Consider the following 13,801-nt stretch of genomic DNA (forward strand, 5'->3'; position numbering starts at 1 on the left):
TGCCGCCACAGCGACGGCAGACCGGCAAGCCCCAGGCAGGTGGATCTGAACGACCCACCTGCCATGCTGCTGACGCAGCTTAGAACGACGCGCGCAGGCCCAAGGTGATACGACGCGGTTCACCGTAGATCAGGCCACCGTAGAAGCCCGATTGACGGTAGTAGGTCTTGTCGAACAGGTTGCTGATGTTCAGCGTAGCCACCAGATTGTCATTGATCTGATAACGCGCCATCGCGTTGAACAACAGGTAGCCGCTTACATCCGTCGGCGACGCATCGAAGCGTCCACCACCCAGCGGGCGACCCGGGAAGGGCACGCTCACTGTATGGCTTTGCACCGATGCGCCACCGCCCACGGTCAGGCGATTCAGCGCGCCCGACAAGCGATACGTGGTCTGCAGGCGCAGCAGGTGGCGCGGGTCTGCACGTTCCTGGCTGCTGCGGTTGTCAACGCTCAGGTTGGTGTAGGCCGCGTAGACATTCCAATCGGGCGCAATCCGGCCTGACAGTTCAAGCTCGAAGCCCTTGCTGCGCACGCCAGAGCCATTGGCCAGGTAGGCTTGTGCGCCGTCCGGCGTGGTGTTGGCACCGTCGGTCTGCGCCACGTTGTTCTGCACGCCGGTGAACCACGCCAGCGAGCCATTGAGCGCGCCATTCAGCAGCTCACCTTTCACACCCGTCTCGTAGCTGGCACCGGTGATCGGCTTCAGGAAGTTGCCCTGCACATCCTTGGCGGTCTGCGGATTGAAGACGTCGGTGTAGCTTGCGTAGACCGAATAGCTGTCGTTCAGGTCGTAGACCAGGCCGGCGTAAGGCGTGACCACGTCATGCTTGCTGGTGTCGCCACGCGACCGAGCATTGGCCAGCGAATACGTGTCGGTGTAGGTCTTGTAGCTGCTTACCCGCGACCCGAGAATCAGCTTCAGCGGATCGGCCAGGTTGAAACGACCGGCCAGGAACGCACCGTAGTTATCCGTCGTGGTGATGGTGCGCGCGTTGTTGCGATAGGTGTTGTAGCCCGCGTAGCTGCCGTCCCAGGTCTGCCAGTTGGCAATCGGCAGGCCCAGCCGGTACTGGCAGCTGCGTCCGGCCTGGAACGAGGTCACGCCACCAATATTGCAGTTGCCGTTTACGCCCGAGAACGTGTAGCTGGTGTCTTCGATGCGGTAGCCGTTGGCACCGACCATCAGTTCATGCTCGCGTCCCAGCAGTTCGAACGGGCCGGATGCCGACAGCGAGAAGTTGTTGCGCTCGGCTTCGGACTCGGCATGGATAGCGTTCAATACGGCGCCCGTGCCGTTCTGGTTCCAGAACCCGCCCCAGCGGCCGCTTTCGGTATTGGCCTTGGCCACACCGAAGTTGTTGATGGCCTCGCTGTTGGTATGCGAGAACGATGCGCTGGCTTTCCAGCGGTTGTCGAAGCGGTGATCCAGTGATGCGAACCAGGTGGTGGCCTCCCGCTGGGTGTAGCTCCAGTTGGCAGCCGGATTGGTGCTGCGCGAAAAATTGGTGCGGGTGCCATCGGCAAACCACAGCGGCACGTTGGCGCCCCACGAGGTACCCGTGTTGCGGTTCTTCTCGTATTGCAGACCGAAGCCCAGGGTGGTGCGTGAAGACAGATCGGCCTCGAAGCTGGCCAGTGCACCGGTATTGCGTTGCTGCTCGCGGTCGCGGAAGGTGTCAGAGTCTTCCCCGCTCAGCACCAGGCGCGCACGCACGCTGCCGTCGGCGGTAATGGGCTGGTTCAGATCGGCATCCAGGCGCTTGCTGTTCCAGCTGCCCAGGCGCAGACCGACGCTGCCCGCCTGCAACTTGCCAGGACGCTTGCGCACCAGGTTGACGGTGGCCGACGGGTCACCCAGTCCGCCCAGCAAGCCGTTGGCACCCCGCACGACTTCGATGCTGTCGTACAGATCCATGTTGATGCCGGCGCTCTGGCCGCTGAAGTCCGCCGTGCCCGCAATCGACAACCCATCCACCTTGTAGTTGGTGATGTCGAAACCGCGCGCGCGATAGCTGGTGCGGCCGCCCACATCGGTCTGTACCGACGTGACGCCTGCCGTGGTGGCCAGGGCCTGGTCTGCGGTCTGGATGTTCTGGTCGTCCAGTTGCTGACGTGTGATGACCGTGACGGATTGGGGCGTTTCGCGAATCGACAGGTCCAGGCCAGTGGCGCTGCGCATGCTGTCGGTGGTGTAACTGCCGGTGTGCTCGGTGACGCCGGCACGCTCGGCAAGCACTTCCACCTGCGGTAAAACAGCGGCACTGTTCTGTGCCAAGGCAGGCGCGCCGACAAAGGCAGCGCACGCCGCCATGCCGAGTGCCCAAGGGCGCAATCCCTGATGACCAGGGGCTACCGCGTCAACAATGCGGGAACCCGTCTCCGTCGAATAACTCACTGAACCGCTCCGTATGGCATCTAAAATGATAACAATTACTATTTGCAACAGCAATTCTAGAAAAATCCATATTTCACGGGGGTAATGCATTGCAGTTCAGAAGTATTCAAACCCTGCTCAAACGTATTGGTTTGTATTGGGTGTGCAGGCCGGTCACCCCGGTTTTTACGCCGCGCCGTTCCCCTGCGGGGTCGATGTGATGCAGCTGGAACGCATTCTTGTCGTGGACGACGACCCCGACATTCGTGAGTTGCTGTCGGACTACCTGTCGCAAGCGCATTACGACGTGGCCACGGCAGGCAACGGCATCGAGATGACCCGCGTCCTGGCCGAGCGAGACACCGACCTGGTGATCCTTGACTTGATGCTGCCCGGTGACGACGGCTTTTCCCTGTGCCGACAGTTGAGCGAACAATCGTCTGCGGCAGTGATCATGCTCAGCGCCCGTGATACGCAGGTAGACCGCATCGTCGGCCTGGAGCTGGGTGCTGATGACTACATCACCAAACCCTTCGATCCTCGCGAATTGCTGGCGCGCGTGAAAGCGGTGCTGCGACGTGCCTCGGGCGCGCGCGCAAAGAACGCGGGTGCAAGCGGGCACAGTGCAAAATCCGGCAACGGAACACCCGAATACATCACGTTCGCAGGCTGGGAACTGGACATGCGCGCACGCCAGATGCGCTCCCCGGTGGGCCTGGTGATCAGCCTGCCCAGCTCCGATTTCCACGTGTTGCGCTGCCTGCTTGCCCAGCCCAATCAGGCCCTGAGCCGCGACTATCTGATGACCGAGGCATTCAGCCGCGAACGACTGCCGATGGACCGTGCCATCGACGTCTGCGTCAGCCGGCTGCGCCAGCATCTGGATGCGGACAATGACCGAGCCCCCTTGATCCGCACCGTTCGCAACGAGGGCTACATGCTGTATATCGACAGCGTTGTTCGGCGATGACGCAGCAGTTGCCTGAAAGCGCAACGACAGCGACAAGCACCCAGTCTGAAAACGCCCCTCCCGACCAGACAGCGTCCGACACACCAAGCTGGCACGCCCGCCTGATGCGCCGTCTCTGGCCGCAGACGCTGCGCGGCCAGTTGGTGCTGATTCTGGTTGGCGGCATGCTGGCCGCACAAGCCCTCACCGGCACCATCTGGTATGACGTGCGGCGTGGTCAGCTTCAGGAGGTCCCGATTCGTCTGGTCGGTGCCCGGGTGGTGGACCTGCTCGCACTGCTGGATGCCGAACGTGGCGACCTGACCCGCATCGCAGCGCTGCGGCGACCGGGCTTCGACTTCTGGCTGGTGCCGGCCCCACAGAGCGAAGACCTGATTCCCGATGCCGGCAAGATCAACGCCGCCAGACTGCTGTCGGGCATCGTCAACACCGGGCTGGGCAGACAAGTAGATATGCGACTGCTCAGCTTGCACTTGCGCGATCAGCAAGACGACGAAGCCGGCCTGTCGTCGATGTTCGATGGCGAGTCGCCCAAAAGCCATTTCCTGCTCGACGTCGCCCTGCCCGACGGCCGTTGGCTGCGCGTGCAGGCAAGCGAAGATCCTGGCTGGAAGACCAGCCAGCCTCTGGCCTTGCTGCTCGACTACCTGGGTCGAATCTACGTCTTGCGCATTCTGGGTTTGGTGGTGATTGCACTGGTGGCCGTGCGCCTGGTGACGCGCCCGCTCGACCGACTGGCCCAGGCAGCCGAGGCCTTGGGGCGCGACATTCAGCGGCCGCCGCTGGTGGTGCAAGGGCCGCTGGAAGTGCGCCGCGCCGCGCAGGCCTTCAACGCCATGCAGCAACGACTGGTCAGCAACCTGGCAGAACGGACGCGCTTTCTGGCCGCCGTGTCACATGACCTGCGCTCGCCCATCACACGACTCAGGCTACGGACCGAAATGCTGGCCGAGGCCGGCCTGCGTGACAAGTTCCGCCGCGACCTGGAGCACATGGAAGCAATGGTGTCGGCCACGCTGGGCTTCGTCCAGAACGAAGCTGCGACTGAGCACATGCAATCAGTGGACATCGACGCGTTGCTCGCCAGCCTGCAAAGCGACATGCAGGACATGGGTCATATCGTTGAGGTACACGGACGCGCCAACGGCCCCTTGCCAGCATATCCGCGCACCTTGAAGCGATGCCTGCAGAACCTGTTGGACAACGCGATCCGCTACGGCGGGTCAGCCAGCATGCAGGTGGAAGACACGCCCGAGCAGGTGTGCGTGATCGTCAGCGACCGGGGGCCAGGCTTGCCCGAGGCCATGCTGCAACAAGTCTTCGAGCCCTTCTTTCGGCTGGAAGCCTCACGCAATGCCGACACCGGTGGCTACGGTCTGGGCCTGAGCATTGCGCAGACGGTTGCGCGGGCGCATGGCGGCGACTTGGTGCTGCGCAACCGTCCGGGCGGCGGGCTTGATGCCGTCCTGCGCCTGCCAAGACCGGCAGGCACAGCGGCGGCGATCTGAGGCAGCACGGGGGCGGTGGATCGATCACTGCCCCCTTGCGCTCAGGTCGCTTCAGGCGTGGGGGACGGTGCCGCGTCGCTGGGGGCTGGCACGTCCGGCAACACCGACGGCGGCGCAGGCTCCACCGGTTCGGGGGCAGGATCGATGTCCGTCAGGTCTTCCGGCGGTTCGATACCCGGCACACCATTTCGGATCAAGGCCGAGAAGTCAGGATCACGATCGGCAGCACGCGCCCGCTCGGTGATGCGCCCACGTGCCGTCAGTTCTTCCAGCGGCACGCTGTCGATCAAGCCACCCACCTCGTACACATACGAAGGCAGATACCCCGACAGCACCAGGCGGTAATCCAGGGGTAGACCGTAGATGATGCGCTGCACCATGTGATAGACGATGGTCGTGCAGTTGGCCGTCAGGGTGTTGTAGAACTGCGGTGTGCGCGCCAGCGCGTTGGCCTCGTCGATGTAGGCCAGGAAAAGCGAGCGCATGGCATCCGGCTGCATGTCGATGCGGTACAGGTAGTCGTCCTCGCCCCGTGCGTTGGTCCGCACCCGCACGATGTCGCGCTCACTGGCAGCGATCACGCTGGTTTCGAATTTCTTGAAGAAGCCGCCAATCGCCGAGAAGGATTCGTTGCGCTCCTTGCGAATCTCGACCGAGAACACAAGCTGTTCGCCGTCCTCGAAACCGAAGGACACCAGCGTGTGCGCAATGGCTGGTCCCATCCAGTAGGACAGGATCATATCCACCGATTGCAGACGATCCAGGTCGTAGCTGCGTGTTTCCCAGCGTGGCGTGTAGTGGTTCTCGCTGCGCCAGTCGAAGTCCCGCACGTGGCTCAAGGTGACGATATTGCCCTGCACCGTACCGGTCGTGGTCTGGGCCACGTCATCGGCCCAATCGCGATCGTTGGACGGCTGCAAGGTATTCCACCACACCAGCAACGCCGCGAAAGCCAGCGTCACCAGCACCAAGCCACCCCAGCGACGTTTGCGCCAGCCGCGTATCAACACCAAACTGGTCAACACGGCCCACAAGGCGGCGACTGCAGCACGAATGGCCAAGGCATCGACCGGCACCTGATACCACAGCGCCAGCACGCCCCAAGCCACGGCAAGCCAAGCCAGCAAAGAACACAACACAAGCGGAATCGACAGGCGCGGCAGCCGTGTCGTCGGCAAAGCGGAAGGCATGAAAACGGGCTCCAGCGTCGCAGGAAAGGAAAACACGCCAGCCATGGTAGCCGCTACCAAGGCGTTAGCGCGCAATCGCAAATCAATCCGATGCCGTTTGTTCAGCGATCCGTGTCGGGATTCGTGCTGCAATCCGTTCTGTCATGCGTGCTTCCGTTTGCAGTGGCAAGACCCACTCAAGCCCCACTCATCTGCCATGAGCCTTCTTGGTCCGCTCCGCCCGGATCACCCCGAAGGCAGCGTTCCCGCCACCTCGTAGATCTCACCGCTGACCAGATTGCTGTCCGGCGACGCCAGCAAGACATACAGCGCGGCGATCTCTGTCGGGTGATTGCCATCGCGTTGCAGCGGGCTCCACATCGGGTCTGAGCGCACCAGGTTCACCCGGATGTTGCGCGTGCCGGCATGGCGCACCAGCGCACGTGTGAACGCCACGATGGCAGCCTGCGTAGACGCATCGTCGTGGTGCAGTTCGGCATCGGGGTGACAGGCACGGATGTCTGCGGTATTAAGGATGACCGCCCCACGCTGCATCACCGGCACCGCATTGCGACACAGCCAGAACATGGCATAAAGGTGTTCACGAAAGGGGATGTCATCCAGGCGGTCCCGTGCTTCGACAGGCACCTCGCCGGCACAGGCCGCATTGGCCAGAATGTCGATGCCGCCCAATGCGTCGCAGGCGCGATGGACCAGCTCAATGCAGAAGGCATGATCCCGCAGGTCGCCGGGAATGGCCACCACACGACCGCCTTCCGATCGGATCAGCGCCAGCACATCCTGTGCATACGCTTCATTTTCCGGCAGGTAATGCACGGCAATGTCAGCGCCCTCTCGTGCAAAGGCAATCGCAACCGCCCGCCCGACACCCGCATCTGCTCCGATCACCAACGCCCGTCGACCCGCCAGTCGTGCAGCGCCGCGATAACTCGTCTCGCCGTGATCCTGGTGCGACCCACCGCGGGCAGGTCCACGCCCCGTGGCGTGCGCCAACGGTGAAGAGGCGGTGGACCCTGACGAATGTTGCATTGTGCAGGGTGCGCAGGCGGCAGAAATGGGCATAGGCGCTCCTCGATATCCGGATGTCTTTGCTGACCTCCTGGATATCGTACGGTTGAATGAGGCAGATTCACAAAAAAAGGTGTAGACAAAACGTATAAACACGACACCGCAAGCCGCGTTCCAGCACCATCTGGCTGTCTTCGTCTGTTGCCCGCCACGCCGAATCAGCCGCGTAACACGCTGCAATCTGCTCGCCCCGGTTCAGGCAGCGCGCACTTATCTATACTTCTGTTGCATATGCCCAGCCTGCCCGGCGCGGCCCCGCCCTGGCAACGACATCGCCCCCGATGCTTGCCGGTTGCCCATCTTCACCACAAAGCCCACGTCCCCCATGTCTTCCCTGCCCGTCGATGTCCGGCTGTCCCGCCGCCTTGCTTCCGTACGTCCCTCTGCTACCGGCGCAATCACCGATACCGCACGTCGCATGAAGGCTGAAGGCAAGCCGGTGATCAGCCTGAGCGCAGGCGAGCTTGATTTCGACACGCCTGCGCACATTCAGCAGGCCGCCATCGACGGCATCCAGAACGGGCAAACGCGCTATACGAATGTCGGCGGCACCCAGCAACTGAAGGCGGCGATCGCCAGAAAGTTCCAGCGCGACAACGATCTGCACTATGCAGACGCGGAGATCATCGCGTCGACCGGAGCCAAGCAGATCCTGTTCAATGCGCTGCTGGCAACCATCGACGCAGGCGACGAAGCCATCATGGTGGCCCCGTACTGGGTGTCGTATTCCGAGATGGTGCGCATCGCCGACGGTGAGCCGATCGTGATCACCCCCGACGCCACAAGCGGTTTCAAGCTCACGCCCGATCTGCTTGCGCAAGCCATCACGCCCAATACGCGGTGGCTGATCCTGAATTCACCATGCAACCCGTCTGGATCGCTTTACAGCGCCGACGAGCTGCGCGCGCTGGCGGCGGTGCTGCGCCATCACCCGCGTGTGCTGGTGATGGCAGACGACATCTATGAAGAAATCGTGTTCGACGGCGAGTTTGCTAGCTTCGCGCAGGCCGCCCCCGACATGAAAGACCGCACCCTGACCATCAATGGCGTGTCCAAGGCTTACGCCATGACCGGCTGGCGTTTGGGTTACGCGGGTGGGCCGCGCTGGCTGATCGGCGCGCTGGAATTGCTGCAATCGCAAAGCACCAGCAACCCCAGCTCGGTGACTCAGGTTGCTGCCGCCGCCGCGCTGGACGGTCCGCAGGAGTTCCTGGACACCTGGCGTGCCCGCCTGCGGGTTCGCCGCGACCTGGCACTGGGCATTCTGGCCGACGCAGCCCCGCTGCTGACATTGCAGACGCCCGCCGCCGCGTTCTATCTGTATGCCGACTGCAGTGCCACCCTGGGCATGAAAACACCGCAAGGGGCGGTCATTTCAAGCGATATCGATCTGGCAACGTATCTGCTGGAACACGGTGGTGTGGCGGTTGTGCCCGGAACCGCGTTTGGCCTCGCCCCATACATCCGTCTGGCCTATGCTTTGTCTGACACCGATCTGAAAGCGGCCTGCGAACAGATCGTTGCCGCGTGCAAGCGCCTCGTCCCCACCTGAAACGTCCAGACAGCACGTTCAACCCGGATGTTCAGCATCGGCGTGTCAGGCACTGTCACGCCACGGCCTACCCACAGATCAAGCAAGTACCGACAATCACCAAACGACAAGCCATGGCCACCGCAACCCTAGTTCCCCACCTGACCTGGCGTATCGAGCCAGTCGGCGATCGCTGCCTGATCATCCGGCTGGGCGATCGGGTGGATATCGATGTCAGCCAGACCGTGCATGCCGTTGCCGCCCAACTGATGCACAAGGCCCTGCCTGGCGTGATCGATGTCGTCCCGGCCTTCACCACGGTGGCGGTGCACTACCGCGCGGCTGCCCGGCCGGTCACCAGTGGGTCGGGCCATGTATCGGGCCATGTATCGGGCCATATATCGGGGCATGCATCTGGCCATGCATCGGCCTACATCTCGCCCTACAAGCAACTGAAGCGCGACATCGACGCCTTGCTGTCAGCCGGTGTGCCCGCGCTGCCGCCATCGACGCGGGTCGTCGACATTCCCGCCTGTTATGGCGGCGAATTCGGCCCGGACCTGGAAGACGTGGCCACTCAATGCGGGCTGTCGGCAGACGAAGTCATCCGCCGCCACAGCCAGTCCCCGCTGATTCTGTACACCTTCTTCTTCGCCCCAGGCAACCCGTTCGCCGGCCCGGTCGACCCCAGCCTGCAGGTGCCGCGTCGACGCACGCCACGCACACGCGTACCCGCCGGGTCGGTTGCGATTGCCAACGGTATCTCGTCCATTTACCAGAACGACTCGCCCGGTGGCTGGAACATCATCGCGCGTACGCCCTGGAACCTGTTCGACGCGCGCCAGAACCCGCCCACCCGTCTGCAACTGGGTGACCAGTTGCGCTTCGTGCCGATTTCGCGCGAACGCTTCGCCGAGCTGCTGGAGGCACGGTCATGACCCATTTGATGCAAGTAGACCAGCCCGGCATGTTCTCGTTGGTGCAAGACCTGGGACGCTACGGCTGGCAGCGTTTCGGCGTGCCCGCCAACGGTGCCATGGACGAGCGCGCGCATCGCATCGCCAACGCCTTGGTCGGCAATGACGACGACGCGGCTACCCTGGAATGCACGCTTACCGGCCCCACCCTGCGCTTCACGCGCAACACTTTGATCGCCCTCAGTGGCGCAGACATGGCGGTCACTGCCGACGGCAAGCGGGTTCCCTTGAACCGTGCCGTGATGCTGCGACGAGGTGCGGTTCTGGCCTTCAGTGAATGCCGCCAGGGCACACGCACATATCTGGCGGTGCGCGGTGGCATCGATACCGAATTGGTCATGGGCAGCCGCAGCACCTTCGTGCGCGGAGCCTATGGTGGCGTCGAAGGCCGTGCTTTGAAACGCGGCGACCGGGTACCGCTTGTCACGCCGCAGGAAGACCCGCTGCCGCTGGAACGCATGCTTGTGCAAAGCGGCCTGCCCTTTGTCGAAGCAGGTGTGGTCGAGCTGCCCGCGAGCGCGTCGGAACCTGCACCGCTGCGTTTCATGCGCGGCCCGCAATGGCGCAAATTTTCGATGGCCGCAAGACGGGCCTTCACGCGGGAAGCCTTTGTGATCTCGACCCAATCGGATCGCATGGGCTATCGACTGGACGGCCCGGAACTGGACCTGAAACAGCCGCTTGAAATGATCTCGGAAGCGTGTGAATTCGGCACGGTTCAAGTCCCGCCCAGCGGCAGCCCGATCGTGTTGATGGCCGACCGGCAAAGCGCGGGTGGGTATCCGAAGATTGCGTATGTCATCAGCACCGATCTGCCCCTGCTGGCGCAGGCCAGGCCGGGTGATAGTCTGCACTTCACGCCCGTCACGCTGCGTCAGGCAGAACTTGCCCACGCTCAGGCAGAACAGGCATTTGCACGCTTTCGACAACAGGCGGCCGACGCCGCGCTGAGTCGTCCGCTGACGCCTGCACCGGCCGCCACACAAGCCGTGGATGACGCAAGCTTCGCCGCGCTGCCCGAATAACGCTGGCGTGCAACACCTGTCACCGGTGCCGCGTGAATCGCGCACCGGTTTTTTTCAAGGCGCAGGAAGCTATCTCACGCAGGCCACATCGATTTTCCAATCAGGGCGCAGGTGCAGGCGCAGGAGTTCTGGGCCGCACCGGCGCAGCAGGTTTGGCGGGCGGCTTCGGCGGCGGCTTGGGTGCTTCGGGGTAGAAGCGCTGCGCCACTGCCTTTTGGTCAAACAAGGTAGTCAGCAGCCCACCGTTTTCGATCCGTGATGTGACCGCCAGGCCGCAACGCGACACATTGCCCGGCTTGTAGCCAAAGCGTCGCAGATCCAGCGCCTTCTGCATGGCCTGGCGGAACGCCTGGTCGGTGCGCAAAATGCCCCGGACCCGGTCCAGATTTTCCGTTTTCAGCTGCGCGTCGCCAAAGCCCTGGCACCCCCCTGCCCGGCCCCAGGTCCACCCGCCTCCGCCGCTCAAAGTCTGCCCAGGCGGGCCATACTTGGCGATCAGGCGAGTGCGTACCGATTCCGTGGTGAAGCCGTTTTCCAAGGCAACCCAGCGCCGCACTGCGCTTACCGTGTCGCTGGTGGTCGGGTCGAAATACACCAGCACGATTTCGCGCGTGTCCTCGGACATGTAGACCTTGAGCGCGTCGTAGGCCACCGGCTGAGGGCCAACATCGCGCCCATTCTCACGGCGGAAAATCGTGCCCACCGACATATGCGCCTGCAAGATGGTGTCGACCTCGGCGGCTGGCATGCCCAGGGCTACACCAACGATGTCGAAGGTAGGTGCGGTAGGCGTCGTGGGTGGAACCACCACGGGGGCCTGCGCCAAGGGGAAGTCACTGGCCTGGTAGCTGGCAACAATGCGGCTGTCGGGATCGGTGATGGTCACGTGCACCAGACGCGCGGTCAGCACGCGTTTCGACGGCCCCTGCACGCCACCGTCCACGGTGAACACCACGTTGGCCGACATGCCCTTGCCTTCGTTGCGCTTGGCCGCTTCCAGTACGGCTTCCGCCGCACTTTTTGGCAGGACAATGCCTTCGCTCGTGACACGACGATCCAGCGCGATCAACGTAGCGGCCGGAACTCCACCAGGCTGGTGGCGGATGGCTTCGATGACATCGAGAAAGGCGTCGTCCTTGGCATCGGTGCGCTGGTTGTCAGCCACGGAATAGATGGCCATCTTGCTGGCCTGCTCGGGCAAGCCCGTCACGGTGTTGGGGGCCGGCGCAGTCAGCAAGCTGAACACCTTGGGGCCGCCAACCAGCACCAGCTTGCCCGATGCCGCGTCGTACTGAAAAGGCGGCAAGGCGTGGCTGGCCACCAGCGTGCGTGGCGCGGCGGCAGCGCGTTTCAGCACCTCTTCCTTCAGAAAAGGGGCCAGCGCCTCGGCCACCTGGGGACCACGATTCTTGACCTGATCCGCCGCGAACACCATGCGTTCCTGACGCGACGCGTCTGGGCGGGCAGCGTAGTGAGCCTGGGCCACCGCCAACTCGCTGCGGGTCACGGTCAGCCAGGTCTGTTCAGAAAGCAGGTTCGGAAAAAAGTGCAGGGAACTGAGCAGCACCGACCGATAGGTCAAGGGCGCAAGGCCGTCACCCTGCAACCATGCGGGCGACGCGCCGAACACGGAAAAAGCGGAAGACATCAACAGCAAACACAAAATACCCGACGCGCGCATGGCTCAATTCTCTTGGTCGAGCGACAACGGGACAATGCCAGTTCCAGTCTACGCACTCGAAAAAAGTCGAACACGCCTGTCGTCGCTGACAGGCAGCATACCCAATTGCACGCAACCCCCATGCGAGAACCCGCAGCCAAGCATTTAATTTATCTTTCCCCTCCTGTAACAGGCCTGCCTTGGAAGCACGATCCAGTGGCCGGAAATGGCGGCAAACCTGGGCCACCAAGCTGCGGTGTTAAGCTTTTCCCCCTTCATGACCAGACTTCGCGTGCCGGCACCTACCGCCGTACGCGGTTGCACCTTGACCGGCCCGCTTACTCCCTTACCGCCTCGCCCTACCCGCATTCAGCGAACCAGCGCCTTCTGCAAACACTGGATTCTTCGTCTGGTCGCACTCGCCCAGCGTTATCCAGGCGTACTGGCGCTGTTCGGTTTTGTCTCCGGCCTGATCAGCTTCTTCACGGTTGACCGCCACGAAGGCTTTGCACGCGTGATCGCCGTGGTCATGCTGGTCAGCTGGCTGTGGCTGGTGGTGGAAAAGTCCGTCAATCGACGGGTGGCCGACCGCTTCGGGGTGGCCTTGCCCACGCCGGTGCTGCGTTACGTCACGCAGATGATCCACCAGGAAAGCCTGTTCTTCGTGCTGCCGTTTCTGTATGCGGCAACCACCTGGAACAGCGGTCAGGCGATCTTCACCGGTCTGCTGGGTGCCGCCGCAATCGTTGCCCTGGTCGACCCGCTGTATTACCGCTGGCTGGCGCGACACCACTGGGTGTTTCTGACGTATCACACGCTGACGCTGTTCGCGGTGCTGCTGACTGCGCCACCCTTGCTGTTCAACCTGCGTACCGGCGAAAGCTATCAGCTGGCGCTTGGTGTGGCCGTGGTGCTGGCCTTCCCGACCCTCGCCGGTCTGGTCACCTTGCAGACCTGGTGGCGGCGCCTGGCCGTGATCGGATTGATGGCGGTACTTGCCACCGGCGGCTGGTTTGCCCGCGCCTGGGTGCCGCCTGCCACGCTGCGTCTGAGCGAAGCTGCGTTGTCCTTGCAGCTGAATACGCGCAATCCCACGGCAGAAAAAAGGCTGAAGGAGGTGTCGGTCAGCCAGTTGCGCAGCAGCGGCCTGTACGCCTTCACGGCAGTCGCCGCGCCGCTGGGGCTGAAGGAACACATCTACCATGTGTGGCTTCATAACGGTCGCGAGGTAGACCGTATTCCGATCGACATTCGCGGCGGACGCAAGGAAGGCTATCGGGCCTGGACCCACAAGCGAAACTTCCCGCCGAATCCGGCCGGACGCTGGGAAGTGCGCGTGATCACCGACGCCGGTCAGATGATCGGTGTGATGCGCTTCGATGCGCTGGCGGGGACTGAGCCTTGATGCGTTGACGCCCCACGACAGCAGTCATGAGGCGTCACTGAAACACCATCAAAGCAATCAGGCCCGGATCACGTTTCCCGTATCCCGACC

General features: G+C 63.0%; 10 protein-coding genes. 6 read left to right on the forward strand and 4 right to left on the reverse strand.

Annotated elements, in window-relative coordinates; genetic code table 11:
- Positions 1–79: 79 nt before the first annotated feature.
- On the reverse strand, positions 80–2,398 hold the full coding sequence (locus FXN63_RS21635) for a TonB-dependent siderophore receptor (RefSeq protein WP_222863953.1): 2,319 nt from the start codon (positions 2,396–2,398) through the stop codon (positions 80–82).
- 199 nt (positions 2,399–2,597) lie between these two features.
- Here FXN63_RS21635 and FXN63_RS21640 point away from each other — a divergent pair, with 199 nt between their 5' ends.
- A complete protein-coding gene (locus FXN63_RS21640; RefSeq protein WP_222863954.1) occupies positions 2,598–3,347 on the forward strand; it encodes a response regulator in 750 nt (249 codons plus the stop codon).
- A gap of 104 nt (positions 3,348–3,451) precedes the next feature.
- Complete coding sequence (locus FXN63_RS21645) at positions 3,452–4,855, forward strand: ATP-binding protein (RefSeq protein ID WP_148817449.1); 1,404 nt, start codon at positions 3,452–3,454, stop codon at positions 4,853–4,855.
- A gap of 41 nt (positions 4,856–4,896) precedes the next feature.
- Here FXN63_RS21645 and FXN63_RS21650 read toward each other — a convergent pair whose 3' ends face one another.
- Positions 4,897–6,045 carry an Lnb N-terminal periplasmic domain-containing protein gene (locus tag FXN63_RS21650; protein WP_148817451.1) on the reverse strand — a complete coding sequence of 383 codons (1,149 nt, stop codon included), beginning with the start codon at positions 6,043–6,045 and terminating at the stop codon, positions 4,897–4,899.
- A gap of 225 nt (positions 6,046–6,270) precedes the next feature.
- Entirely contained in the window at positions 6,271–7,074 is an 804-nt protein-coding gene (locus FXN63_RS21655) for an SDR family oxidoreductase (RefSeq protein ID WP_187394978.1), read from the reverse strand.
- A gap of 364 nt (positions 7,075–7,438) precedes the next feature.
- Between FXN63_RS21655 and FXN63_RS21660 the strand changes: the two genes are divergently transcribed.
- The 3 genes from FXN63_RS21660 to FXN63_RS21670 all read left to right on the forward strand — a co-directional run bounded on the left by FXN63_RS21660 (position 7,439) and on the right by FXN63_RS21670 (position 10,646).
- Positions 7,439–8,665, forward strand: coding sequence for a pyridoxal phosphate-dependent aminotransferase (locus FXN63_RS21660; protein ID WP_148817455.1), 1,227 nt, complete (start codon positions 7,439–7,441; stop codon positions 8,663–8,665).
- A gap of 113 nt (positions 8,666–8,778) precedes the next feature.
- Complete coding sequence (locus FXN63_RS21665; RefSeq protein ID WP_148817457.1) at positions 8,779–9,582, forward strand: 5-oxoprolinase subunit B family protein; 804 nt, start codon at positions 8,779–8,781, stop codon at positions 9,580–9,582.
- Positions 9,579–10,646: a 5-oxoprolinase subunit C family protein gene (locus FXN63_RS21670; protein WP_148817459.1), complete on the forward strand. Its 1,068-nt coding sequence runs from the start codon at positions 9,579–9,581 to the stop codon at positions 10,644–10,646. The genes FXN63_RS21665 and FXN63_RS21670 overlap by 4 nt, the downstream gene beginning before the upstream one ends.
- 100 nt (positions 10,647–10,746) lie before the next feature.
- Here the strand turns inward: FXN63_RS21670 and FXN63_RS21675 are convergent, their stop codons facing one another.
- Positions 10,747–12,294 carry a hypothetical protein gene (locus FXN63_RS21675; RefSeq protein ID WP_148817461.1) on the reverse strand — a complete coding sequence of 516 codons (1,548 nt, stop codon included), beginning with the start codon at positions 12,292–12,294 and terminating at the stop codon, positions 10,747–10,749.
- 289 nt (positions 12,295–12,583) lie between these two features.
- Between FXN63_RS21675 and FXN63_RS21680 the strand changes: the two genes are divergently transcribed.
- Entirely contained in the window at positions 12,584–13,711 is a 1,128-nt protein-coding gene (locus tag FXN63_RS21680; protein ID WP_148817463.1) for a DUF5924 family protein, read from the forward strand.
- Positions 13,712–13,801 lie beyond the last annotated feature (90 nt).

This window comes from Pigmentiphaga aceris, from assembly GCF_008119665.1.
Taxonomy (GTDB): Bacteria; Pseudomonadota; Gammaproteobacteria; order Burkholderiales; family Burkholderiaceae_B; genus Pigmentiphaga; species Pigmentiphaga aceris.

Excerpts from the sequence above, each read along its gene's own strand:
- FXN63_RS21640 (WP_222863954.1), top strand. The coding sequence starts at position 2,598 with ATGCAGCTGGAACGCATTCTTGTCGTGGACGACGACCCCGACATTCGT.
- FXN63_RS21650 (WP_148817451.1), bottom strand. The coding sequence starts at position 6,045 with ATGCCTTCCGCTTTGCCGACGACACGGCTGCCGCGCCTGTCGATTCCG.
- FXN63_RS21675 (WP_148817461.1), bottom strand. The coding sequence starts at position 12,294 with ATGTCTTCCGCTTTTTCCGTGTTCGGCGCGTCGCCCGCATGGTTGCAG.
- FXN63_RS21670 (WP_148817459.1), top strand. The coding sequence starts at position 9,579 with ATGACCCATTTGATGCAAGTAGACCAGCCCGGCATGTTCTCGTTGGTG.
- FXN63_RS21645 (WP_148817449.1), top strand. The coding sequence starts at position 3,452 with ATGCGCCGTCTCTGGCCGCAGACGCTGCGCGGCCAGTTGGTGCTGATT.
- FXN63_RS21680 (WP_148817463.1), top strand. The coding sequence starts at position 12,584 with ATGACCAGACTTCGCGTGCCGGCACCTACCGCCGTACGCGGTTGCACC.
- FXN63_RS21660 (WP_148817455.1), top strand. The coding sequence starts at position 7,439 with ATGTCTTCCCTGCCCGTCGATGTCCGGCTGTCCCGCCGCCTTGCTTCC.
- FXN63_RS21665 (WP_148817457.1), top strand. The coding sequence starts at position 8,779 with ATGGCCACCGCAACCCTAGTTCCCCACCTGACCTGGCGTATCGAGCCA.
- FXN63_RS21655 (WP_187394978.1), bottom strand. The coding sequence starts at position 7,074 with ATGCAACATTCGTCAGGGTCCACCGCCTCTTCACCGTTGGCGCACGCC.